Raw genomic sequence first — 22,083 nt, 5'->3', positions numbered from 1 at the left:
CAAACGACTACCTCCTCGAGTCGATAGGGACCGGGTATGAGTTCGCGTTCCGACGCCGACGATTCCGAGTCGAAGGGCGACGCCGCCGGACCGTACGCCATCGAGCGCTACCTCAACGTTCGCAGCGCCTACGGCGCGTCGTTCGGGCCGGACGGCGATCGGCTCTCGTTCCTGATGAACACGACCGGGACGGCCCAGGTCTGGACGCTCGAGGGGCCCCGCGAGTGGCCCGAGCAGCGGACGTTCTACGAGGACGCCGTATCGTTCGCCTCGTGGTCGCCCGAGCGGCCGGAACTGATCTTCGGGATGGACGAGGGCGGCAACGAGCGCGCCCAGCTCTACCGGCTCGACGCCGAGACGGGCGAGATCGAGAACCTGACGGCGAAGCCCGAGGCTAAACACCGCTGGGGCGGCTGGAGCCACGACGGCGACCGGTTCGCGTTCGCCTCCAATCGTCGTGACGAGTCCGTCTTCGACATCTACGTACAGGGTCGCGACGAGACGTCTCCCGCTGACGCGCGACTCGTTTACGAGGGCGACGGCTGGCTCTCGCTTGCAGGCTGGAGCCCCGACGACTCCCGGCTGCTGGTCTCGCAGGCGTACTCCAACTTCGACCAGGACCTGTACGTGCTCGACCTCGAGACGGAGGAACTCGAGCACCTCACGCCCCACGACGGCGACGTCCGGTATCAGAGCGCCAGTTGGGCGCCCGACGGTGAGGGGATCTACCTCGTTACGGACCACGGCGACGCGGACACGCTCTATCTCGCCTACCTCGACCTCGAGACGAAGACCCTCGAGACGGTCGTCGAGGGCGAGGGGTGGAACGTCGACGGCATCGCGCTGGACGACGAGACGGGGCGGTTCGTCTACTCGCGGAACGTCGAGGGGTACACCGAGTTGACCGTCGGCGAGTTCGATGCCGACGACCCGACCGCGTTCGAGACGTTCCCCGAACCGGACCTGCCGGGCGGCGTCTCCGGCGGCGTGAGTTTCGACCCCGACGCCGAACGGTTCGCGGTGTCGACGACGGGCGATGCGGTCAACACGAACGTCTTCGTCGTCGATATCGAGACCGGCGAGACCGAACGCTGGACCGACGCGCCGACCGCCGGCATTCCGCGGGAGACCTTCGACGAGTCGGAACTGGTCCACGTCGAGAGCTTCGACGGGTTGGAGGTGCCCGGCTTCCTCACGCTTCCGGACGACCCCGCTGGGAACGGGGGCGACGGCGCGCCCGTCATCGTCGACATCCACGGCGGCCCCGAGAGCCAGCGCCGGCCCTCGTTCTCGAGCGTCAAGCAGTACTTCCTCGACCGTGGCTACGCCTACTTCGAACCGAACGTTCGCGGCTCCTCGGGCTACGGCGCCGACTACGCCGCCCTCGACGACGTCGAGAAGCGGATGGACTCGGTCGCCGACATCGAGGCCTGCGTCGAGTGGCTGGGGGACCACCCCGCGATCGATCCCGACCGGATCGCCGCCAAAGGGGGGTCCTACGGCGGCTTCATGGTGCTCGCCGCGCTGACCGAGTATCCGGACCTCTGGGCGGCCGGCGTCGACGTCGTCGGCATCGCCAACTTCGTCACCTTCCTCGAGAACACCGGCGACTGGCGCCGGGAACTCCGCGAGGCCGAGTACGGCAGCCTCGAGGACGACCGCGAGTTCCTGGAGGAGATTTCGCCGACGAACAACGTCGAGAACATCGAGGCCCCGCTGTTCGTTCTCCACGGCGAGAACGACCCCCGGGTGCCGGTCGGCGAGGCCGAGCAGATCGCCGAGCAGGCAGTGGAGCAGGGCGTTCCCGTCCGCAAATTGATCTTCGAGGACGAGGGCCACGGCTTCTCGAAACTCGAGAACCGCATCAAGGCCTACTCCGAGATCGCGGACTTCCTCGACGAACACCTCTGATCGCGTTCGCGGCGTCGGTCCGTTCCGGTCTGCCGGGGCATCGAGGGGGACGGCAGCGATCCGTCCGGACCGTCGGGGACCGATAGGGTGCTCCTTCCGGGCGAACCCTTATCAGCGGTTTTCTGGTAGCGGATCACATGCGAATGGAGCTTCGGGTCTGCAAGCACTGCTACGAGGGGGATCACGGCAACCCGCGGAAGACGGCGGTGACCAAGGACATGGTCGAGTGTGCGCGGACGATCCGGGAATACAAGGACCTGATCGAGATCGATTCCCTGTACGTGACGATGGTCGAGGAGGGCGACAGCGGCGGCGCGGAGGCGCTGTCGGTCTACGTCGCGGGCATCGGTGAGAACCAGGTCCAGATCAACGACACGCAACTCGTCATGGAGGACGACGACGACAACGTGCTCGTCTATCCCGAACCCGAGGACATCCTCGAGGTACTGACGCGGAACCTCGATCAGATCGCCGATCAGACGCGTCAGGACGTCTCGGTCGAACTCTCCCCGGAGACCGCGGAGATCCTCACCTGATACGTACCGGGTCGCCGGTCGCCCTCGAGACGGTCGGGGTTGCAACGGTAACGCCGACCGTTTTCAGGGCGGTCGGAGAAGGGTGCCCATGGGATTTCGAACCGCAGTCGAGCACAACCCCCTGGTCGCGTTCGGCCTCCTGTTCGCGGCGGTGTGGACCGGCGTCGTCGGGGCTCAGATCGTCAGCCAGATGCGTGGGGTCACGCCCGGTAGCTGGGTCGGCCAGCACGGCTTCGGCGGGCTGATGGGCCTGATCGTGATGGGCGCGTTCCTGGCGCTCGTCCTCGTCGCGTTCGCCGAACTCGGCGAGCCGGATCCCGCGCCGGGGGAGTGGCCGCCGGAGGAGTGATTCTCGATGTCCCCCGATCCACGCTCCGAACCGGCGACTCGCCGTTCCTGTTCGCTACGGGACGAACCACGCCGCTCGAGTGCGACGGACGGAGGTGCCGCGTCCGGATGACGTCTCCGATCGCCATCTCCGTCAGCGACCGGTTCCGTGATGCCGCGGCCGAGTGGGGCGACGACCGCCTCATGGACGTCGAGGACGCCCTCGAGGTCAAGGCCGAACAGGCCCTGCTCGAGATCGAACACCTCGTGGCCGGCGAGACCGACGTCACCTTCGAGGTCGACATCGACGGCGGGACGATCCGCCACGAGCCGAGCGACGACCTCGCCGCGTTCCTCGAGCGGCAGGCCGACGCACACGGCGTCGACCCCGCGGACGTCCTCGAGATGCACGTCGACCTGTTCGCGCGGGCGTTCCTCGAGGACGGGGGGACCGGTTCGGAATCGACGCCGGACGACCCCCGTCCCGGTCGATAGCACCACTCGAGCGGCGTCGAACCAGTCGCCGGCGATGAAATACGGGCGAACCGTCGATCAACTATTTCCGTGCGAGCGGCTCACACGTACACCATGGGTCACACGAACTGGGAGACGACCGCCGGCATCGACGAGAAGCGCAACAAGAAGGTCTGGACGCACACGGCACCCCACTACGTCAACGACGGCGAGTGCGACGGCGAGGTCTCGTTCTCCGAGGAGGTACTCGCCGGGTTCGTCGACGACGAGGAATCCGACGACGAGGCCGAAGAGACGGCGGCCGAGCGATAGTCCGGGTGCGACTCCCAACTCAGGCCATCCCGATCGCGATCTCCTCCTCGAACGCGACGTAGCCCTCGAGTAGGTCGGCGACCGCCTCGTAGAACGGTTCCTCGGTTCGTTCGCGGACGTCGTCGGCAAGGTCGTCGATCCACTCCGAGAGGTGTTCCTCGTGGAAGACCCGCTGGTAACCGAACGTTTCCTCGTAGCCCTCGCGTTGTCGCCGCACGAGATTCCGGAGGAAGGCCAGCTCTACGGCGACGTAATCGTTCTCCTCGGGGTAGTCCTCCGGCGGGGACCAGCCGGCGGCGCCGTAGCTTGCCTCGACCTCGGCCAGCCCCGCTCCGCGGAAGTCGGTGTCCTCGCGGTAGTAGGTCTCGTGGGGGAGGATCGGCGGCCGCGGCCCGACGAACAGCCGCGTGAACTCCCGCTCGAGGTCGTCCCGGACCGCCTCGACGTCGCGGTCCTCGTTGTTCTCCACGAACGCCTCGAGTCGCTCGAACCCACGATCGAGCGGCTCGCCGACGCTCCCGTCCGGAACGGTGATCTCGTCGTCCAGCAGCGTCTCGACGAACTCCCGGCTCGGCACGTCGGCGAACGCGTCGATCAGGAAGTTCACCAGTTCGAGCCGCGCCTCGTAGAGGGCCTCCTGGTCGACGCTCATCGGCCCTCACCTCCACCTCCGGCTTCGCCGCGATCGTACAGCAGCTGTGCGCGGCAGTCGTCGCAGTAGTCGAAGACGCTGCCCGATGCGGTCGGTGCGAGCCCGGCGACGACGTCCCCGACCTCGCCCTCGATCTTCTGCGCGGTCCCCTCGCTCGCGAACGGCTCGCCGCAGTGGATACACTCCCGCATCGAACCCTCGTAGACCGTCGTCCAGGGCTCGTCGTCGCGGCGTTCCGGAAGCAGGGAGAGGTGGAGCCCGTCGTGCATCGTGATGGCGTCCTCGACGCAGCCCTCCTCGCAGAGCCCGCAGTTGACGCAGCGTTCGTGGTTGAACTCGAGGGCTGCCTCGTCCTCGTTTCGACGGATCGCGTCGGTCGGGCAGATGGTCGAACACGTCGGCGTGAACGTACAGGCGTCGTCGACGGCCATCCGGCCGAAGTCCTTCAGTCCCCGGATCACGTCGCGCTCGGGGTCGACGTGCTCGAGGATCGCCCGCACGCTCTCTAACGTCCAGCCGTGGCTGTCGAAGGGAGGGTTCTCCCTGCCGGGATCAGTGTCGATCTCCCCGCTGGCCTCGTGCTCGCCCTCGGGAATCGGCGAGGGCTCGAGTTCGACGGCAAACGTCGAGATCGCTTCCACGAACGCGCCCGGGTCGGCCGCGTCGGGCGCGAAGAACGCGACCCGCTCGCCGATCCCGAGGTCCCGGGTCGCCCGGTTGAGTCCGTCGACGAGGTCGGCCTTCGGCTCCGGCCCGGAGTGTCGGCAGTCGCCGCCACAGCCGACGATCGCGACGCCGTCGGCCCCGCAGGCGAGCGCGTGCATCGCGTGGGCCTCGCCGACGGTGTCGGTACAGTTCACGCGCACCGGGAGGATCGGCGGGTACTCGACGTCGACCTTCCCCGCGGCCGAGAGGCGGCCGTACTCGGCGAGGGCGTCGTCGGCCTCCTCGGAGCAGACGAAGGCGACGATCGGGGCCTCGACGTCCGACTCGGACCGGCCCAGCAGCCAGCCGCCCTCCTCGTCGGTCGGCCGGCACAGCGCCTCGACCTCGCGGGCGATGCGCTCGTTCGATGGCTCGCGAAGCCGGGTCGCCCCGGTCGGACAGGAACTGGTACAGGCCCCGCAGTTCTGACACACGTCCTCGTGGAACTCGACCTCGTCGATCCGGGACCGCTCGACGGCGTCGTGGGGGCAGGCCTCGACGCACTCGTTGCAGCCCATCTGGCTCGAGTCGCCCGCGGCACAGACGTCCATCTCGAGGTCGAGGTGGGCGGGTGTCTCGATCCCGCCGAGGTGCTTTCGCACGGCCGAGATCGTCGCCGGATCGATGGGCGCGGTGTAGAACCCGATGCGGCCGCCCCGCGTGCGGCGGTCGGCGGCCGGGTAGACGATTTGGTCGAACTCGAGGTCCCGTTCGACGCCGTCCATCTCGATGGCGTCGGTGGGGCAGACGTCGGTCCACGCCCCGCCCGGCGCGTCGGGATCGATGTCGACGGGGTAGCGGGTGACCGCGCCGTCGGGCCCCTCGCGGACGCACTTCATACAGGAGATGCAGTCCTCGGTGACGCGGGACTCGAGGCGAACGGTGAACTCGCCGAAGCGGCCGTCCACGCCGACGACGCGGCCCCGTTCGATCGTCACGTCCCCGAGGTCGGCCCCGCTGTCGACGTACTCGCGGCCGTCGGCGATCAGCGTCACGTCGGCGTCGTCGGCCAGCGCGGCGGCCGTCTCGGGGTCGCCGACGACCGCGACGCTGTCGCCGGCGTCGCTCGTGATCGTCCGGGGAATCGACTCGGCCTCGAGGCCGGCCGTGCGGGCGTTGATCATGCGCGCAGTCTTTGCCGTCGCGCCCGCCTCGTCGTGGACCCAGCCCGCGCCCTCGCGCTGGTCGACGAACGAGACTGCGTCCGGGTGGACGCCCTGCTGCTCCGCGACGCGCTCGAGTTTCCGCTGGACGCCTTCCTCGGGGCAGGTGACGATCACCTCGTCCAGGTCGTACTCGTCGATCACCTCCTCCATCGCGGGCAACCCGTCGGTACACAGCAGGCTCGAACTCGCCGCGACGTCGACGTCCTCGATTCCCTCGCGTGCGGCCTCGAGATCGACCTCGCACGTGTCGGCACAGGAACAGACGAAACTCCCTACGTTCATCTCGTTGCGCTATACCATGGCACTGTAATAGCGTTGTGTCACTCGAGCGTGAAAATAACTCGTAGTTGAACTTATATTCCGTATTACTTTGCGTATTCCAGAGGACGTTCCAAATAATCCGCTACTACTGCGACCCTTGCACGCATTTCCCGTGTGAATATTCATAACCCTCGGTCCGGACGTTGGCGCTAGGTATGGGTCTCTATAACACGCCGGAACGAACGACGCGGGACGTAGCGATCGGGGGCGCGTTATGAGCGTGCAGGACGATCCGGTCACCATCGACCTCGACCGGCGCTCGTTCATGAAAGCCAGCGCCCTCGCGGGGGGGCTGTTCCTCGGCGGCGGCGCGTCCGGGCACGCGCTGGGCGGAACCCAGGAGTCGGACGCGAACGACGGCGTTTCGGGCGGCACCGAGACCGAGAAGGTTATCTGTAACTACTGTGCCGTCGGCTGTGGGTTCAAAGCGGTCAAGGACGGCAACTCCTTCGTCGGCCAGGAGCCGTGGTTCGAGAACCCGATCAACAACGGCTCGCTCTGTTCGAAGGGGGCGGGCATCCTCGAGACCGAACACTCGCCCAAGCGACTGAAACACCCGATGCGCAAGGTCGACGGCGAGTGGCGACGGGTCTCCTGGGGGGACGCATACGAGGAGATCGCGGACACGTGGGAGGAGACGATCGACGAGTACAGCCGCGAGAGCGTCATGCTGATGGGAAGCGCCCACCACTCGAACGAGGCGGCCTACGCCAGCCGCAAGTTCGCGGCGTTCATGGGGACGAACAACGTCGACCACCAGGCGCGGATCTGCCACTCGCCGACCGTCACCGGCCTCGCCAATACGTGGGGCTTCGGCGCGATGACGAACACGATCAACGACTACCGCAACTTCGATCTGCTCATCATCCTCGGACAGAACCCCGCCGAGTCCCACCCGATCGCGATGCAGCACATCCTCGAGGGGCAAGCCCGCGGCGGGACCATCGTCTCGATCGACCCCCGGTACACGAAGACCTCGGCCCACGCCGACTACTTCTACCGCCTCCGGCCGGGGACGGACGTCGCCTTGGTCTTCGGCCTGCTCAACTACGTCCGCGAGCAGGGCGAACTCGACGACGCGTTCCTCGAGGGCCGCGTGATGGGGTGGCCGGACGTCGAGTCGGAACTCGACCAGTACGACCTCGAGACGGTCTCCGATATCACCTGGATCGACGAGGGCGACTTGGCGGAGATCGGCGACCTGATCGTCGAGAACAGCCCCCACATCCAGGTCGAGTGGGCGATGGGCGGCACCCAGCACAACAACGGGACCCAGAACATCCGCGCGTACGCCATCTTCAGCCTCGCGACCGGGAGCGCGGCCCGATCCGGCGGCGGCCTGCAGGTGATGCGCGGCCACGCGAACGTGCAGGGTGCGACCGACATGGGCGTCGACGCGAGCATCCTGCCGGGCTACTACGGCGTCGACGCGCCGGGGTCGTGGGAGCACTGGGCCGACGTCTGGGACCGCAGCCCCTGGACCAGCGGGAGCACCTCCTTCGGGGAACTGTACGACCGGTTCGAGCGGATGCCCGACGAGATGTGGCAGGGTCTCGAGGTGCCGGCTCAGGTCGAGGAGGAGGAGTCCGACCCGGAAGACGAGGACGGTGAACCCGAAACCGAAGCCGAGGAGGAAGGCGAGGACAGCGGTCTCGACCAGGAGACGGCACTCGAGGAACCGGACCCGCGGTCGATGATGTTCCAGAAGGGGCTGACCGTCGCCCGCTGGTACGAGGCCGCACTCGGACAGGAAGATCGGCTACTCGAGTCGGAGCTCTATCAGCCCGATCCGCTGAAGATGGCGTTCTTCTGGGGGCACTCGGCGAACTCCATCTCCGAGATGGACCGAATGAAACAGGCGATGGAGGAACTCGACCTGCTGGTCGTCGTCGACGTCTTCCCCGCGGTCGCCGGTACCCTCCCCGACGACGCGGACGTCCTCCTGTTGCCGGCCTCGAGCCAGTACGAGCACGTGCGGTCGGTGACCAACTCCCACCGGTCGGTCCAGTGGAGCGAGGCGGTCGCGACGCCGGCACACAACTCGAAGCCGGACCTCCAGATCTTCCAGGAACTGGCCCAGTACATGGGCTTTGGCGAACACTTCGACTGGGGGACCGGGCAGGCGGTCCACAACGGCCGCAGTTCCTACGAGGACGCGCTCCGGGAGATCAACCTCGGCGTCCGATCGATCGGCTACCAGCAGTCACCCGAGAAGCTCCAGCAGCACCACGAGTACGACTGGGCGTTCAGTACCGAGGACCTGCGCGCCCAGAACACGGGGACCCCCGTGGACGGCGACTACTGGTCGCTGCCCTGGCCCTACTGGGGCGACGACCATCCCGGCTCGCCGATCATCTGGACGAAGGAGGCCGACCCCCGAGACGGCGGCCACGACTTCCGGGAGAACTGGGGGACACAGGCCCCGACGCCCGACGAGTGGGAGGAGATGAACGTCGACCAGGAGTACCCGATGCAGGAGACCTACGATCAGCGGGGGGAGGAGGGCCTCGACCTGATCGCCGACTCGTTCGAGGCGCCGTGGTGGGACGACCAGGAGATCGAGGGCGTCCCGTCGTATCCCGGCTACGCAACCTTGCTGCCGGACGACCTGACGGATCCGTCGACCCAGACGCTGCCGGTCGAGATGGCCCTCGACGAGGAGGAGTCGGTGTACGACGCGGCACAGGCGGTCGACGAGGAGTACGGCGACGAACTCGAGGTCGATCCCTCGGAGTACGAGGAGTACGACAACCCGCAACCGGATCCGCCGACCGGACGCGGCAAGGCGCGGGCCGTCGTCTGGAACTTCCTCGATACGGTGCCGGTCCACCGCGAACCCGTCGAGAGCCCCCGGCCGGACCTCGTCGAGGAGTGGCCGGCCAACGGCGAGCAGAACAACTTCTGGCGGCTCGACCAGAACAACGCCACCGTCCAGCAGCGGGCGACCGAAGCCGTCCACACGGAACTCGGTAGCGACGCCGAGAGCGGCCGGACGGTGATCCTCACCTCCGGCCGGCAGGTCGAACATCAGGGCGGCGGCGCCGAGACGCGAAACAACAAGTACACCGCCGACCGGCAGCCCCACATGTACGCGGAGATCAGCCCGAACCTGGCCGAGGAGTTAGACGTCGTCGGGGGCGAAGACCACGTCGTCGTCGAGTCCGCGGACAAGGGGACGATCCTCGTCAAGGCGAAGGTGACCAACCGCGTCAACGACGAGGAGATCTTCCTGCCGTACCACTGGGGCGGCGTCTTCCACGGCGAGGACCAGAGCGCGAACTGGCCCGAGGGAACCGAACCGCTCGCGATCGGCGAGAGCGCGAACATCATCACGCCGAGCGGGTTCGACGCCGAGACCCAGATGCAGGAGACGAAATCCGGCGTCGTCCACGTCCAGAAGGCGACCCAGGAGGTCGTCGAGGCCCACGACATGGCGTTCATCGACTATCCGCAGGACCAGAACGGGCTCGGCACACAGAAGCAGTACGACGTCCGCGAGTGGGACCTGTACGAAGGAGGCGAACGACTATGACCCAAGAACGGAGCGACCGGACCGGACAGGTGATGAGCGAGGGCGTGATGAGCACGGGCGAGGGGATGCGGATCTTCCCCGACGTCGAAGCCTGTATCGACTGCGGTGGCTGTGTCGTCGCCTGCAAACGCACCTGGGACCGCGAGATCGACAACCAGCGTATCGACATCATGACCATGGCCGAGGGGACCGCCGGCCCGCAGGGCGAAAACGCCGACAAAACGGGTCGCCTCGAGGCCGGCGAGAACCCCGGCGAGACGAGCCTGCCGATGCAGTGTTACCACTGCCACAACGCGCCCTGCGTCTCGGTCTGCCCGACGAACGCCCTCCAGAAAGAGGACGACGAGTTCGTGACCGTCCACGAGGACCTCTGTGTCGGCTGTCAGTACTGCCTGTCGGGGTGTCCGTTCGGCGCGCCGCAGTTCCCCGACAGCGACGACGGCTCGGCCCGGATCTTCGGCACCGGCGGCATCATGGACAAGTGTACCGGCTGTCGCCAGCGCCAGGACGTCGGGAAGGGGCCGGCCTGCGCCGAGGAGTGTGCGACCGACGCGATCCTTGTCGGCGGCGCGGGCGAGATCGCCGACGAACTCGAGTCCCGGGACAGCCAGCCGTTTTTCAACCGGGAGGCGATGGAGATCATCTTCGGCGAGGAGGGGGCGCAGTTCTTCGAGTCGGGTGATGCGGGATGAGCGACGATCGACCGCCCGAGGACCGCGACCGAACGGCGGACGCCACGGGCGACGCGCCGGCGGACGCCTCGAGTCCCGCCGACCGGGCCGACGGGCAGCGGCCCGACGGCGGCCGCGGCGAGGAACGACCACCGGAACAGGAGGAGACAGCGCCCGAGACGGACGAACGACCGGAACCGGAGCGCGAACCCGACCGCGCCAACGCCGCGTCCGGCGGCCGCTCCGATCGCATCGCGTTCTGGGTCAGCGCGCTGATCGGCCTGGCGCTTGCGGCCGGCTCCATCGCGTTCGTCTCCGGGTGGGCCCCCTTCTTCGAGGAGATCCTGCGGATCCGGCCGACCGTCGAGGGCGGTGGAATCGGGGCCGACTGGGTCGCCGGCAACACCGAAACCGTCCTCGAGTGGCTGATCGTGCTCGTCCACTTCGCGGACGTCGTAATGGGGATCTTCATCCTCCTGATGGTGTTCATCCACTGGGCGGCGTTCCGGCGGCTCGGAGCGCGGATGCAACCGCCGGGCGGGACCCGTACGCAGGAGGCCGCGGCGGCGACGGACGGCGGCGACCGGACCAAAAGCGACGACCGCGGCGACGGTCGAGAGTTCGGGGGTGATCGCTCGTGACAAACCTCGATCACGGCAAGTTCTCGCGGGTCACCACGACGTTCCACTCGCTGCTGGCGCTGACCGTGTTCGTCCTGTTCTTTACGGGGTACGCCATCGCGTTCAACACCGAACTGTGGTGGCTGGTGGAACTGATGGGCGGCAACGAGGGCGTGCTCTCGATCCACCGCGCGGCCGGCTTCGCGCTGATCGCCCTCACCGGGTTCTGGGTTCCGTTCATGCTGCTCCGGTCCTCGAGTAGGGGGAACTTCAGTGCGATCCTCCCCAGCCCGGACGACCTCTGGGCGTTCCTCCAGGACGTCAAGTTCGCCCTCGGAATGGCCGACGAGCGCCACCCCGCGGCACGCCAGTTCGCGGGGTTCAAGGCCGAAGAGACGCCGCTGATATCCTACATCGGGAAAGGCGTCATCTGGATCTTCACCGTGGAGCTGGTCCTGTTGATGGTCACCGGGTTGCTCATCTGGCGCAAGACCTGGCTGATCGACGTCTACAACTCCCAGTCGGCCGCGATGGCCTTCGTGGCGTTCCACGGCCTGCTCGGGATCATCATGCTGATGGGCGTGATGTTCCACACGTTCGAGCACGGGCTCCACCCCGCGTTCTACCCGGTCGAGATGAAGGCGTTCCTTCCGAAAGACCAGACACCGAACTTCCACGACGACCCCGACGAGTACGAGTCGACCGGCATCGAGCGGCTTCGCCGCCGCCCCTCCTGGCGGTGGGCGATGAACGTGACGGCCGTGTTGGTCGTCGTCGGCGTCGTCAGCGTGATGATGGCGAGCCTCGAGTACGGCGGCTATCCGGTCCCCGACAGGCTGGTGTTCGGTGAGGGCAGCGTCCTCCGGACGATCGGGATCAACGCCGGCATCTTCGTGTTGCTGCTCGGACTCGTGCTCTCGATGTACGGGAACGTGTTGCGGGCGCGGTACCTGCGCCAGCGACGGGAACGGGAACGGGAACGGGAACGACAGCCCTCGGGGACGGCCGCCGACGGCGGCGACCCTGGCGGAACGGCGCGATCCGACGGCGGCGAACCATCGGAACGGGACGAACGCGGCGACCCCGGTGACGGGGAGGACGGCACCAGCGACGGCTAACCCCCAACCCCGTTTTCGCCCGTCCGGCCTCGAGTGCCAGCGTCGGACCCTCACCTTGCCGGGCTGGGGTTTACGTGATCGGATACGGAAGGGTCCCCATGGCCAGCCTCCTGTACTCGATCTACGCCGTCGCGGTACTGATCGTGGCCGTCGTCGGACTCCTCGGCGTGGTCTTCGGAACCCCGACCGCAACCGAGGGGTCGGACTACCCGTCCAAGATAGTCGGCGTCCTCGGCGCGCTCTTCGTCGTCGCCCTCGTCGGGAGTTTTCTGCTGTAGGGCTCGAGGCAGGCGACCAACTCGCGCCGGAGGACGAATCGCTCTCGAGATGATGGGCCGCTGGGAAGACGGCCGACTCTCGCCTACTCTATAGTAACAACTGAAACGATTTACACACCGATCGCACAGCTGTCGTGCGATCGGGTGTGCATTGACTTTCAGTGGCTACTCTAGCTCCCAGTCCGCTTTCTCCGCGGCCGTCTCGAGCGGGACGAACTCCCAGTCGGCGGCGTCGGCGATCGCCTCGCCGCTGGAGTCGGGCCGATCGTCGTCGGCGTCCTCGAGGCCGACGACGACCATCCGCTCGGCGTAGAACATCGACGTCCGGTCGATCCCCCGGAGTCGCTCGGCCGGATCGGTGCCGCTGCCGGTGAAGAAGTCGGCGTCGACGCCGTGGGTTCGCTGGAACTTCGTGATACGGTGAGTCTCGACGTCGCCGACGATCCCGATCCAGTCGGCCCACCCCGATGCCGCCGCGAAGACCGCCGCAGGGTCGGCGAACCGCTCGAGCGCGTCGTACGTGAACGCCATCGTCATGTCGTCGACCCCGCCGCCGTGCGGGCCTTCCGCGGCCGAGCCGGCGGGGCGCGGTTCGCCGTTCGTTTCGTTTCCGGTGCCGACGTCGGTCTCGGTCCCGGTCCCGGTTCCAGCCACCGCACCCGCACCGGCTCCGCCATGCTCGGTCGGGATGCCGGCCGGTTTGCTCGCGTCGTCCCGTGGAACCCGGGGCGCTGGCTGGGAGTCCGACTCGGTCGCGTCCCCGTCGTCCCCGGAATCGGCCGTCTCCGGTTCCGTCGTGGCTCCTGCCGCGCGGGTCGGTTCCGGTTCCTCCTCCGGCGTTCCCTCGCCGCGCCAGATCCAGTCCCCCGGGTTCGCGTCGGTCTCCTCCTCGTCGGCGTCGGTCTCGAGGTCGTCGAGGTCGATCCGGTCGGTCACGAGCGGTCACCTCCTGGCTCTCCAGGGCCGATCGACTCCGGCACCGCGAGGTCCGCCAGCCCCAGTCGCTCGAGCGACGCCCGCGTTGGGCGCCCCTGCTCGTCCCAGCCGCGTCGCTCGTAGTAGCGATCGAGCATCGTCTCGAACGCGTCGGGATCGATCGCGGTCCCGTCGTTGGGGCCGCCCTCGAGCGGTTCGGTCAGCCGCTCGGGAAGGGCGTCGTCCGCGCGGGAGAACCCCTCGCGGACGTTGAACAGGCGGACGAGCGTCCAGACCCGCTCGCCGATACGCTCGAGGGCGGCGGGTTCACGCTCGCGGCCGACGGCCTCGAGCCACTCGGCGATGTGCTCGGGCGGGAGCGCCTCGGCGACGAAGTCGTCGGCGACGAGGCTCCAGCACAGCGCCCGTCGATCCTGCTCCTCGACGACCGCGGCGACGCGGTCGGCCGTCGTCCAGTCCGCGCCGGCGAGCGCTTCGGCTTCGACCGGGCGCGCCCGCCGGTGGCAGGCCCCGCGATCGCTCGTCGCGTACGCGAGCGCCATCGCCGACGCGCCGCGGGGATCGTAGGAGGAGAGGGCCATCCCCTTGACCGACGGGATCAGGTCCTCGCCGCCGTACTCCGCGGCCGCCGCCTCGACGCCGTCTGCGAGGGCGTCGCCGAGCGGGGTCGACCGTTCGGCGATCTCCTCGATGAGGTCGCGGGCCGCCGCCTCGTCGCCGAATTCGAGGTCGCGCTCGAGGTGTCCCTCCTGGCTCGCGCGGATCGCCCACGCGACCGCGTTGCCGCTCGAGATCACGTCCTGGGCCAGTCGGTCGCAGATCGAGCCGAGCGCCGCGACCGCGTCGAAGTCGTCGATTCCCAGCCCCGAGCCGAGGGAGATCGGAGTCGCGCCGCGGGGGACGGTCTCCTCGTCGGGTTCCCTGTCGATCCCGCTCGCGCTCTGGACGCGGAACCCGCCGGGCACCGGGTCGTCGCCCCGCTCCCGTCCGGACGCGGCGGCGCGGGCGGCCTCGATGCCCACGTCCTCCGCGCCGTCGAACGCGCCCTCCTGCCAGCCCCGCGTCGGGAGCACGCCGACCTCGTCCGCGAAGTCGACGGTCTCGAGCGTTTCGCGGGCGCCCTGCCAGCGTCCCGCGTCGTCGGCGGCGAACGCCGCCTCGTCCCGTCGCCGGAGCGCGCGGAGCTCCTCGGTCGGCGTCGGGGGTTCGTCGCGGGCCACAACGGCCTTCAGGCGCTTCGCGCCCATTACAGCGCCCGCACCGCCGCGGCCGGCGTGGTGGTCGCCGCCCTCGGACGCGATCGTCGCGTACGAGACGCGCCGCTCGCCGGCGGGGCCGATACACGCGACCGCCGCGTCCGGAAACCGCTCGTCGGTCTCGCGCGCGTCGAGCCCCCACAGGTCGGCGGCCGGTTCGACCGTCACCTCGCCGCCGGCGACCGAGAGGGCGACCGGCCGCTCCGCCCGCCCGGTCACGAGCACGCCGACGTGGTCCTCGAGCGAGCCCGCGAGCCGGCTCGCCATCTCCCCGCCCGCGTAGGAGTCGAGGAACGTGCCGGTCAGCGGTGACCGGGTGACGACGACGTACCGCTGTTCGCCCGGCAGGTAGCCCGTCAGCGGGCCGACGAGGAAAAGGAGGACGGCGTCGTCGCCGAACGGGTCGGTCCCCGGCTCGAGTTCCTCGTAGAGGTAGCGAGCGCCGAGCCCTTTCCCCCCGAGATACGACCGGAGCCACGTCTCGGGCACCGGCTCGCTCGTCGCGGACTCGTCGCCCAGGTCGACGCGGACGATCGCATCTCGCCGTGCCATGTGGTTCCAGGGGTCTAAACGGCGGCCGGCAATGAAGTATTCCCTGGCGGCGGCAAGCGCCCCGGGTCCCCGGCCAGTCGACTCAGTCGATGACGCCCGTCTTCCTCGCCACCTCGCGGGCGGCGCGCTCGTTCATGCCGTCGCCCAGGATGGTGTACCGGTCCCGGATCTCGTGGCAGGTCGTCAGCGCCTCGAGGAGCGTCTCCTCGTCGATCCCCAGTTCCGCGGCGGTCGTCGGCGCGTCGATGCTCTCCAGCGCCGACCGGATGTCCCGCCAGAAGCCACGTTCGCCGCCGTGAAGGTAGGCGGTCATGATCGAGCCGACGCCGACCTGGTGGCCGTGCAGCGCCGCGTTCGGGGCCAGCCGGTCGAGTTGATGGGAGAAGAGGTGTTCGGCCCCGCTCGCCGGTCGCGAGGAGCCGGCGATGCTCATCGCCACGCCGGAGGACATCAGCGCCTTCGTGACGATCCAGGCCGACTCCTCGAGGCCGGGCCGGATGAGGTCGGCGTTGTCGACCAGGATCTCCGCGGTCATCTCCGAGAGCGCGGCGGCGTACTCGGAGTGTTCGACGTCCTTGAGCCGCTTTGCCAGCCGCCAGTCCATCACGGCGGTGTAGTTCGAGATGATGTCGGCACAGCCGGCGGTCGTCAGTTCCCAGGGGGCGTCCGCGAGGATCTCGGTGTCGGCGACGACGGCCAGCGGCGGTTCGGCCGCGACGCTGTGGCGGGTGTCGCCGTCCGGGACCGAGCCGCGGTTGCTGACGATGCCGTCATGGCTCGCCGCGGTCGGGACCGAGAGAAAGCCCATCTCGAGGTGGTGACTCGCCATCTTCGCGATGTCGATGGCCTTGCCGCCGCCGATCCCGACGAGGTAGGAGACCTCCTCGGCCTCGGCGGTCTCGATGACCCGCTCGACGGCGTCGAAGGTCGCGGTCTCGACCGTGACGACCGCGGGGTCGACCCCGGCGGCCTCGAAGTCGGCGGCGATCGGGTCCGCGGCGACCTCCTTCGGGGTCGGACTCGTCACGAACAGCGGGCGTCCCTGCAGGTGGACGTCGTCGACGACGTCGACGACCTGGTCGACGACGCCGTGACCGACGACGACGTTTCGCGGGAGCCGAATCCACGTCGACTTGTCGAACATACCTTGACCGACTCACGCGGCGACCATACGTGTTTTTCCTCGTCGTGGCTCCGGACGGGACCCCGTTTCGAACCGTAATTTCCATGGCGACCCCCTCGAGAGTGATGGGCGTGCCGGATTCGAACGACGGAACGGCGGCGGGCGACTCGAGGCGATCCGCGAGGTCGGGGGAGTCGGCTGCGGGCACCGGGGACGGAACCCGACGACAGCTCTACGCGCTGTACCTGACCCGGTTCGCCGCGGGGTTCGGCCTGATGACGCTCGTGACGCTGTTGCCGACCTACGTCAACCGGTTCGACCCCTCCGGACTCGTCCTCGGGCTGTTCGTCAGCGCGGTGACGATCGCCAAGACGGGCGCGATCGTCCCGATCGCGTGGGCGGGCGACCGCTACGACAAGCGGCAGGTCCTGCTCGGCGGGATCGGTCTCGGCGTCGGCGTCTACGCCGCCTTCGCCTTCGTCGCCTCGAGCCTGGGGTTCATCGGGGTCCGTGCGCTCCAGGGTGTCACGCTCGTCGCGACGGGGCTGTTGAGTACGGCGCTGGTCGGCCAACTCGCCCCGGCTGACGAACGGGCCGGCGCCATCGGGAAGGCGAACGCCTGGCGGCTCGCCGCCGGGATCGTCGGGGCGCTCGCGGCGGGCCAACTGTACGAGTACGCCGGGTTCTCGGCCGTCTACGCGGTCGTCGTGACGCTCATGTTCGCCGCCGTCTGTGCCGTCACCCTGTTCGTGGACCGCGACCCGACCCGCGTCGGTGGGTTCCCGTTCTCGGATCTCGCCTTCAACCGGCGGATCCTGACGCTCACCGCGTTCCGCGCGCCCTACGCGTTCTCGGTCGAGGTCGTCCGCGCCTGGGTCCCCATCTACGCCGGCGCGGCGGCCGCGACCGGCGGGCTGGCCTACGGCGCGGTCGCCGTCAGCGCCGTCGTCACGGCCGAGCGGGCGACGAACATGCTCGTCCAGCCGTTCGCCGGCCGGCTGTCGGACCGGGTCGGGCGCGCGGCGTTCGTCTTCGCCGGCGGCGGCGCGTACGGCCTGATCGCGTTTCTCGTGCCGCTGTCCCCGCGGATCGGGGAGGCGGTTTCCGTTCCCGCGACGCTGGGTACGCTCGAGGCGGCCGGGGTCCCCGCTGGCGCGGCGGTCGCCGCGCTCGGACCGGGCTTTCTCCCGCTGGTCGCGTTGAGCGGGCTCCTCGGTGTCGCCGACGCGTTCCGCGAACCGGCCAGCATGGCGCTGTTCGCCGACGAAGGGACCAGCGACGGGGGCGTCGCCTCGAGTTTCGGCATTCGCGAACTGGTCTGGCGTCCCGGCAGCGTCGCCGGACCGATGATCGCGGGCGTGCTGACCGACTACAGCATGGCCTACGCCTTCTATTTCGGCGGCGCGTTCGCCGTCGCGGGAGCGGTGCTCTTTCTGGCGGCGCTGTGGCGGGTCCACGGCCGGTCGGCGCTGTCGTCGTGGTAGCCTGCGGTCGTGTGCAACCGACCGCGATCGAAGCTCAGAGCGTATCCAGCACGCCCAGCACCCGCTCCTCGTCCTCGCGGTCCGGTCCCTGCTCGCGCCCGTCGCGGTCGCTCTCGAGGTGGTCCTCGACGGCGCGGGCCATCGCCTCCTCGAGCGGCGTCGACTCCCAGCCCAGGTCCGCGAGCTTGTTCGTCGCCATGACGTGGGGGTACTCCCGGTAGAGGGGGTAGTCCTCGAGTTCGATCCCGCCGGCGGCGAGTTCGCGGGGGCCGGCGTGGACGACCTCGACGTCGGCCGTGCTATCCACCTGGTCGGCGATCAACTCGACCATCTCTTCTATGGTGACGAGCCGTCGGTCGCCGGTGTTGTACGCCTCGCCGGGTTCGCCGCGCTCGGCGACGATCCGCAGGGCGCTTGCCACGTCCTCGACGTAGACGCGGTGCCAGAGGTTCGTCCCGTCGCCCGGGATGACTACCCGGTCGAAGCGGTTCACGCGGTCGATCCAGAAGTCGAGCCGCTCGGTGTAGTCGTGGGGTCCGTAGACGATCGGCGGGCGAAGCGACATCGCGTTCACCCCGTTTTCGGCGGCCTCGAAAACGGCACGGTCACCTTCGGCCTTCCGGTTGCCGTAGGTCGCGTGGGAGTCGTCGGTCGCCTGCTCGGCCGTACATTCCGCGAGGGGCGTCTCGTCTTCCCGCTTGGGGATGTCCTCGCGCCCGTAGGCCGCGCCGCTCGAGACGTAGACGTACGCCTCGCAGTCGGCGAAGATCCGGGTCGCGGTCCGGACGTCGTCGGGATAGTAGGCGACACAGTCGAAGACGGCGTCGGGGTCGACCTCGCGTCCGGCCGCCTCGAGGGCGTCGTCGTCCGTCCGGTCGCCCTCGACGTGATCGACGCGGTCGTCGTCGGCGAACGGGTTCTCGTGGTTACCGCGGTTGAACAGCGTGACCTCGTAGTCGTGTGCGAGCAGTTCGTCGACGAGGTGGCGGCCGATGAATCGCGTGCCGCCGATGACGAGTGCGTCGTCCATGTCGGAGGGTCGTCGCTTCGGGAGAAAAAGACGACGGACCGCGCCGCCCGACTCGAGACGGGGCGGCGTCCTCACGCGATGCAAGCGAACGCACGCTCCGGATTTAACCGCTCGCTCGGGGTAGCCGATACCGCCGAAGCGCCATCAGCGGCGCGTCGACCATTCCACTACAACCATGAGCGACCGAAACGACGACCGGCGGCGGGACGAGCGCGAACGCGAGCATCGAACGGACGAACGCGACCGGCGGGGCCGACGATCCGAACGGGACCGCGGTCGGGAAGGCGGTCGACGATCCGAACGGGACCGCGGCCCGATGCGGTCCGAGCGCGGGAACGTCGGCGAAGGCGACCGGCACCGGGATCGCGGCCGTGACCGCGGCGAGGACCGTCGTGGACGAATGCACCACTCGCCGCGCGGGAGCGGCCGCGAAGGCGGCGGACGGACCCACGAAAGCGGACGGGGACGCGAAGGCGGACACGGGTCCGGCCGCGGCCGCGGCGACATGCAGGGCCGCGGCGGCGACCGCGATCGGCGTCGTTCCGGATCCGGCGACCGCGGCGGCGATCGAAGTGGATTCGAGACGAACGCACGCAGGGAGGGAACGCTCGAGTACGGCGGCGAAGCACGTCACGACGACCGGCGCGATGATCGCGCGGAGGTTCGAGGCGGCTGGGAGTCCGAGCGATCGGAGTCGCGGCCTCGAGACCGGACTCGAGGTCGGGGGCAGGAAGCCGACATGGGTCGCGACCGCGGCCGAATGCAAGGCGGGGGCGGCGGACGTGACCGCGGCCAGTCGCGTCACCGTCCGCGCCAGCAGGAACGCGGCCGCAGGGACCAGGGCGGGCAGGAACACGGACACAGTGACCGGGACAGACGGGGACACGGATCGGGCCGCGAGGGACACGCCCAGGCGCCCGGACGGCCCAGCGAAGGGCGGTACGAACGCGGCGGTCGTCAGGACCAGGACCGCGACCGCGACGACGATCGACGGCAGGGCCAGACACGCCGGCGCGGGCACGAGACCCGCTCGCACGACGAGATGCGTCCGCCTCGAGGCCGATCCGATCGCGGCCGAGACGAGCACCGCGGTCGCGAGGGCGATCAGCGACGCGGCATGCAACAGCGCTGGCCCCGTGGCGAGGTCGAACAGCGCGGCGGTCACGAGCGAGGCGGCGGGCGCGAGGAACGCCCGCGACAGGGACAGCCCCGGGGCGGCCGCCACCGGCGTAGCCAGGGGATGCCCGACCGCGACGACGTCCCGACCGAGTACGGCGGCGAATCGGCTGGCAGACCGACGGAACGGGGCGGGGCCCGCGGACGCGACCGCGACGACGATCGATCCATGCGACGCGGCGAGCGGGGTACCCGCCACGAACGCGGCGACCGCGGCGGCCAGGACCGCGAACGAGGGGACCAGCCCCGCTCTCGCGATCGGGGCGGAGACCGCCGCGGCAACGACCGCGGGCAGGGAGACCAGCACCGCTCTCGAGGCCGCGGCGCGGGCCGCACCGAGTACGACCGCGGCAGAGGCGACACCGAAACGGACGAGTTCGAATCCAGGAGACCGGAAGGACGCCACGGGGACACGCCCCAGTCCGGCGGCGGCCTCCGGTATCGCCAGCGTGGCCACCGCGACGAGAGCGGCCACTGGACCGACTCGGAACCCAGTTCCGACGACCGCGACCACGAAGGGGGCACGCGCGGCGACCGTCAGGAGGGAACCGACGACGACATGAGCAACCGCCGGCACGTTCACGATCGGCCGCCGACCGACGACGTCGAGGATCGAACCGACGAGGACTACGACCGGAACGCCGAGGACTGATCGCCGGACCGACGTACCGCCCCGGACGGCTGGCCGCGTGTTGCGCAGTTGCGGGCCCGAGAAGCGCGGGCTCCGCGCGGAGATCGCCGTCGTTTTTGCACCGCTCCGCCGACTCCCGGTATGGGCGGCACGTACGTTCTCCTCCTCGAGGTGAGTCGGCAGACGACGGTCGAGGTCGGCGCGCTCGGCGACCTGACGTTTCCGGCGGGCGCGTACGCCTACGTCGGTAGCGCCTTCGGCCCGGGCGGGTTCGCCCGCGTCGACCGTCACCGCGAACTCGCCGCCGGCGAGCGCGACGCGCGCCACTGGCACGTCGACTACCTGCTCGGCAACCCCGCGACGAGCCTCGAGGCCGTCGTTCGCTTCCCCGATGAGGACCGCGAGTGCGAACTGGCCGACCGACTCCCCGGCGAGCCGGTCGACGCGTTCGGCGCGTCCGACTGCGACTGTCCGGCGCACCTGCTTTCGGCCCCCGACGGCGAGGCGACCCCGGTTCTCGAGGCCGCACGGGAGGCAGGTGGGGTGCTCGAGTCCTCGTAACGTATCCCGACGGTCGCAACGCCGATATCGCGGTCGACTCGAGCCCGTTCCACCGCCAATTAGTACCGCCAGCGAAAAACGGGGCGTATGGGTACCGCCGACGACCCCGACGCGGACGAACCGGCCGTCGAACCCCACCTCGCGGACGACGCGATGACCCGCTTTCCGGTCCCCGACTCCGAGGACTTGCCCGATGACCTCCGGGAGCGACTCGCCGAGGAGACCGAAGACGCCGGGTTCACGCCCAACGTGTTCTCGGCGTTCGCGTACAAACCCTCGCACTTCCGGGCTTTCTTCCAGTACCACGACGCGCTGGTCGAGGACTCGGCGCTGGAGCGCGAGGAAATCGAGATGATCATCGTCGCGGTCTCGGGCGTCAACCACTGCTACTACTGTAACGTGGCCCACGGCGCGCTCGTCCGGATCTACGCCGACGACCCACAGCTCGCGGACCAGTTGGTCGCGAACTACCGGACCGCCGATATCAACGAGGCCCACCGGACGATGCTCGACGTCGCCGTGAAGCTCACCGAGCGTCCGACCGAGGTCGAGGAGGACGACCTCGAGGCGCTGCGCGAGGCCGGGTTCAGCGAGGAGGCGATCTGGGATATCGGCGCGGTGACGGCGTTTTTCAACCTGAGCAACCGGATGGCGATGTTCGCGGACATGCGGCCGAACGACGAGTTCCACACGCTGGGCCGGTAGCGGTCC

The 22,083-nt window shown here is 69.1% G+C and carries 21 protein-coding genes; 14 read left to right on the top strand and 7 right to left on the bottom strand.

Features of this window, described 5'->3' with window-relative positions; all coding sequences use genetic code 11:
• Positions 1–36 precede the first annotated feature (36 nt).
• From CHINAEXTREME_RS00170 to CHINAEXTREME_RS00150, 5 genes are all read left to right on the top strand, one after another.
• Entirely contained in the window at positions 37–1,911 is a 1,875-nt protein-coding gene (locus CHINAEXTREME_RS00170; RefSeq protein WP_007140368.1) for a S9 family peptidase, read from the top strand.
• A 137-nt stretch (positions 1,912–2,048) separates the two neighbouring features.
• On the top strand, positions 2,049–2,447 hold the full coding sequence (locus CHINAEXTREME_RS00165) for a hypothetical protein (protein WP_007140369.1): 399 nt from the start codon (positions 2,049–2,051) through the stop codon (positions 2,445–2,447).
• Between the two features lie 88 nt (positions 2,448–2,535).
• The gene (locus CHINAEXTREME_RS00160; protein ID WP_007140370.1) at positions 2,536–2,796 is read left to right on the top strand and encodes a hypothetical protein; all 261 of its coding nucleotides are present in this window, start codon (positions 2,536–2,538) and stop codon (positions 2,794–2,796) included.
• Between the two features lie 107 nt (positions 2,797–2,903).
• Positions 2,904–3,269 (top strand): hypothetical protein, encoded by a 366-nt coding sequence (locus tag CHINAEXTREME_RS00155; protein WP_193790364.1) that lies wholly within the window; start codon positions 2,904–2,906, stop codon positions 3,267–3,269.
• A gap of 93 nt (positions 3,270–3,362) precedes the next feature.
• Positions 3,363–3,560: a hypothetical protein gene (locus CHINAEXTREME_RS00150; RefSeq protein ID WP_007140372.1), complete on the top strand. Its 198-nt coding sequence runs from the start codon at positions 3,363–3,365 to the stop codon at positions 3,558–3,560.
• A 19-nt stretch (positions 3,561–3,579) separates the two neighbouring features.
• Here the strand turns inward: CHINAEXTREME_RS00150 and CHINAEXTREME_RS00145 are convergent, their stop codons facing one another.
• Positions 3,580–4,212, bottom strand: coding sequence for a TorD/DmsD family molecular chaperone (locus CHINAEXTREME_RS00145; RefSeq protein WP_007140373.1), 633 nt, complete (start codon positions 4,210–4,212; stop codon positions 3,580–3,582).
• Complete coding sequence (locus CHINAEXTREME_RS00140) at positions 4,209–6,365, bottom strand: hydrogenase iron-sulfur subunit (protein ID WP_007140374.1); 2,157 nt, start codon at positions 6,363–6,365, stop codon at positions 4,209–4,211. The genes CHINAEXTREME_RS00145 and CHINAEXTREME_RS00140 overlap by 4 nt, the downstream gene beginning before the upstream one ends.
• A 253-nt stretch (positions 6,366–6,618) precedes the next feature.
• Between CHINAEXTREME_RS00140 and CHINAEXTREME_RS00135 the strand changes: the two genes are divergently transcribed.
• The 5 genes from CHINAEXTREME_RS00135 (at position 6,619) to CHINAEXTREME_RS00115 (ending at position 12,623) form a co-directional block, all read left to right on the top strand.
• Positions 6,619–9,936 (top strand): molybdopterin-dependent oxidoreductase, encoded by a 3,318-nt coding sequence (locus tag CHINAEXTREME_RS00135; RefSeq protein WP_007140375.1) that lies wholly within the window; start codon positions 6,619–6,621, stop codon positions 9,934–9,936.
• Complete coding sequence (locus CHINAEXTREME_RS00130; protein WP_007140376.1) at positions 9,933–10,628, top strand: 4Fe-4S dicluster domain-containing protein; 696 nt, start codon at positions 9,933–9,935, stop codon at positions 10,626–10,628. Before CHINAEXTREME_RS00135 ends, CHINAEXTREME_RS00130 begins: the two co-directional genes overlap by 4 nt.
• Entirely contained in the window at positions 10,625–11,248 is a 624-nt protein-coding gene (locus CHINAEXTREME_RS00125; protein WP_007140377.1) for a hypothetical protein, read from the top strand. The genes CHINAEXTREME_RS00130 and CHINAEXTREME_RS00125 overlap by 4 nt, the downstream gene beginning before the upstream one ends.
• Positions 11,245–12,345 carry a cytochrome b/b6 domain-containing protein gene (locus CHINAEXTREME_RS00120; protein ID WP_007140378.1) on the top strand — a complete coding sequence of 367 codons (1,101 nt, stop codon included), beginning with the start codon at positions 11,245–11,247 and terminating at the stop codon, positions 12,343–12,345. Before CHINAEXTREME_RS00125 ends, CHINAEXTREME_RS00120 begins: the two co-directional genes overlap by 4 nt.
• Before the next feature lie 98 nt (positions 12,346–12,443).
• The gene (locus CHINAEXTREME_RS00115; RefSeq protein WP_007140379.1) at positions 12,444–12,623 is read left to right on the top strand and encodes a hypothetical protein; all 180 of its coding nucleotides are present in this window, start codon (positions 12,444–12,446) and stop codon (positions 12,621–12,623) included.
• 165 nt (positions 12,624–12,788) lie between these two features.
• Here the strand turns inward: CHINAEXTREME_RS00115 and CHINAEXTREME_RS00110 are convergent, their stop codons facing one another.
• The 3 genes from CHINAEXTREME_RS00110 to CHINAEXTREME_RS00100 form a co-directional block, all read right to left on the bottom strand.
• Positions 12,789–13,559 carry a DUF7124 domain-containing protein gene (locus CHINAEXTREME_RS00110; RefSeq protein WP_007140380.1) on the bottom strand — a complete coding sequence of 257 codons (771 nt, stop codon included), beginning with the start codon at positions 13,557–13,559 and terminating at the stop codon, positions 12,789–12,791.
• Positions 13,556–15,367, bottom strand: a complete 1,812-nt coding sequence (locus tag CHINAEXTREME_RS00105) for an aldehyde ferredoxin oxidoreductase family protein (protein ID WP_076738677.1) — start codon at positions 15,365–15,367, stop codon at positions 13,556–13,558. The genes CHINAEXTREME_RS00110 and CHINAEXTREME_RS00105 overlap by 4 nt, the downstream gene beginning before the upstream one ends.
• A gap of 82 nt (positions 15,368–15,449) precedes the next feature.
• Positions 15,450–16,511: an NAD(P)-dependent glycerol-1-phosphate dehydrogenase gene (locus CHINAEXTREME_RS00100; RefSeq protein ID WP_007140382.1), complete on the bottom strand. Its 1,062-nt coding sequence runs from the start codon at positions 16,509–16,511 to the stop codon at positions 15,450–15,452.
• A 104-nt stretch (positions 16,512–16,615) separates the two neighbouring features.
• On the opposite strand from CHINAEXTREME_RS00100, the gene CHINAEXTREME_RS00095 reads away from it, so the two are divergent.
• Positions 16,616–17,974, top strand: coding sequence for an MFS transporter (locus CHINAEXTREME_RS00095; protein WP_007140383.1), 1,359 nt, complete (start codon positions 16,616–16,618; stop codon positions 17,972–17,974).
• A 34-nt stretch (positions 17,975–18,008) separates the two neighbouring features.
• On the opposite strand, the gene CHINAEXTREME_RS00090 is transcribed toward CHINAEXTREME_RS00095, so the two are convergent.
• Positions 18,009–19,004 (bottom strand): NAD-dependent epimerase/dehydratase family protein, encoded by a 996-nt coding sequence (locus CHINAEXTREME_RS00090; RefSeq protein ID WP_007140384.1) that lies wholly within the window; start codon positions 19,002–19,004, stop codon positions 18,009–18,011.
• A 103-nt stretch (positions 19,005–19,107) separates the two neighbouring features.
• Positions 19,108–20,229, bottom strand: coding sequence for a hypothetical protein (locus tag CHINAEXTREME_RS00085; RefSeq protein ID WP_007140385.1), 1,122 nt, complete (start codon positions 20,227–20,229; stop codon positions 19,108–19,110).
• Between the two features lie 15 nt (positions 20,230–20,244).
• On the opposite strand from CHINAEXTREME_RS00085, the gene CHINAEXTREME_RS00080 reads away from it, so the two are divergent.
• The 3 genes from CHINAEXTREME_RS00080 (at position 20,245) to CHINAEXTREME_RS00070 (ending at position 22,077) form a co-directional block, all read left to right on the top strand.
• A complete protein-coding gene (locus CHINAEXTREME_RS00080) occupies positions 20,245–20,832 on the top strand; it encodes a hypothetical protein (RefSeq protein WP_007140386.1) in 588 nt (195 codons plus the stop codon).
• A gap of 120 nt (positions 20,833–20,952) precedes the next feature.
• The gene (locus CHINAEXTREME_RS00075) at positions 20,953–21,372 is read left to right on the top strand and encodes a GIY-YIG nuclease family protein (protein WP_007140387.1); all 420 of its coding nucleotides are present in this window, start codon (positions 20,953–20,955) and stop codon (positions 21,370–21,372) included.
• Between the two features lie 87 nt (positions 21,373–21,459).
• Positions 21,460–22,077: a peroxidase-related enzyme gene (locus tag CHINAEXTREME_RS00070; protein ID WP_007140388.1), complete on the top strand. Its 618-nt coding sequence runs from the start codon at positions 21,460–21,462 to the stop codon at positions 22,075–22,077.
• Positions 22,078–22,083: the final 6 nt, after the last annotated feature.

It is taken from the genome of Halobiforma lacisalsi AJ5 (assembly GCF_000226975.2).
In the GTDB taxonomy this organism is placed as follows: Archaea; Halobacteriota; Halobacteria; order Halobacteriales; family Natrialbaceae; genus Natronobacterium; species Natronobacterium lacisalsi.
This window is presented reverse-complemented; position numbering and strand designations above follow the sequence as displayed.

Excerpts from the sequence above, each read along its gene's own strand:
- CHINAEXTREME_RS00170 (WP_007140368.1), top strand. The coding sequence starts at position 37 with ATGAGTTCGCGTTCCGACGCCGACGATTCCGAGTCGAAGGGCGACGCC.
- CHINAEXTREME_RS00165 (WP_007140369.1), top strand. The coding sequence starts at position 2,049 with ATGCGAATGGAGCTTCGGGTCTGCAAGCACTGCTACGAGGGGGATCAC.
- CHINAEXTREME_RS00160 (WP_007140370.1), top strand. The coding sequence starts at position 2,536 with ATGGGATTTCGAACCGCAGTCGAGCACAACCCCCTGGTCGCGTTCGGC.
- CHINAEXTREME_RS00155 (WP_193790364.1), top strand. The coding sequence starts at position 2,904 with ATGACGTCTCCGATCGCCATCTCCGTCAGCGACCGGTTCCGTGATGCC.
- CHINAEXTREME_RS00150 (WP_007140372.1), top strand. The coding sequence starts at position 3,363 with ATGGGTCACACGAACTGGGAGACGACCGCCGGCATCGACGAGAAGCGC.
- CHINAEXTREME_RS00145 (WP_007140373.1), bottom strand. The coding sequence starts at position 4,212 with ATGAGCGTCGACCAGGAGGCCCTCTACGAGGCGCGGCTCGAACTGGTG.
- CHINAEXTREME_RS00140 (WP_007140374.1), bottom strand. The coding sequence starts at position 6,365 with ATGAACGTAGGGAGTTTCGTCTGTTCCTGTGCCGACACGTGCGAGGTC.
- CHINAEXTREME_RS00135 (WP_007140375.1), top strand. The coding sequence starts at position 6,619 with ATGAGCGTGCAGGACGATCCGGTCACCATCGACCTCGACCGGCGCTCG.
- CHINAEXTREME_RS00130 (WP_007140376.1), top strand. The coding sequence starts at position 9,933 with ATGACCCAAGAACGGAGCGACCGGACCGGACAGGTGATGAGCGAGGGC.
- CHINAEXTREME_RS00125 (WP_007140377.1), top strand. The coding sequence starts at position 10,625 with ATGAGCGACGATCGACCGCCCGAGGACCGCGACCGAACGGCGGACGCC.
- CHINAEXTREME_RS00115 (WP_007140379.1), top strand. The coding sequence starts at position 12,444 with ATGGCCAGCCTCCTGTACTCGATCTACGCCGTCGCGGTACTGATCGTG.
- CHINAEXTREME_RS00105 (WP_076738677.1), bottom strand. The coding sequence starts at position 15,367 with ATGGCACGGCGAGATGCGATCGTCCGCGTCGACCTGGGCGACGAGTCC.
- CHINAEXTREME_RS00100 (WP_007140382.1), bottom strand. The coding sequence starts at position 16,511 with ATGTTCGACAAGTCGACGTGGATTCGGCTCCCGCGAAACGTCGTCGTC.
- CHINAEXTREME_RS00095 (WP_007140383.1), top strand. The coding sequence starts at position 16,616 with ATGGGCGTGCCGGATTCGAACGACGGAACGGCGGCGGGCGACTCGAGG.
- CHINAEXTREME_RS00090 (WP_007140384.1), bottom strand. The coding sequence starts at position 19,004 with ATGGACGACGCACTCGTCATCGGCGGCACGCGATTCATCGGCCGCCAC.
- CHINAEXTREME_RS00080 (WP_007140386.1), top strand. The coding sequence starts at position 20,245 with ATGCCCGACCGCGACGACGTCCCGACCGAGTACGGCGGCGAATCGGCT.
- CHINAEXTREME_RS00075 (WP_007140387.1), top strand. The coding sequence starts at position 20,953 with ATGGGCGGCACGTACGTTCTCCTCCTCGAGGTGAGTCGGCAGACGACG.
- CHINAEXTREME_RS00070 (WP_007140388.1), top strand. The coding sequence starts at position 21,460 with ATGGGTACCGCCGACGACCCCGACGCGGACGAACCGGCCGTCGAACCC.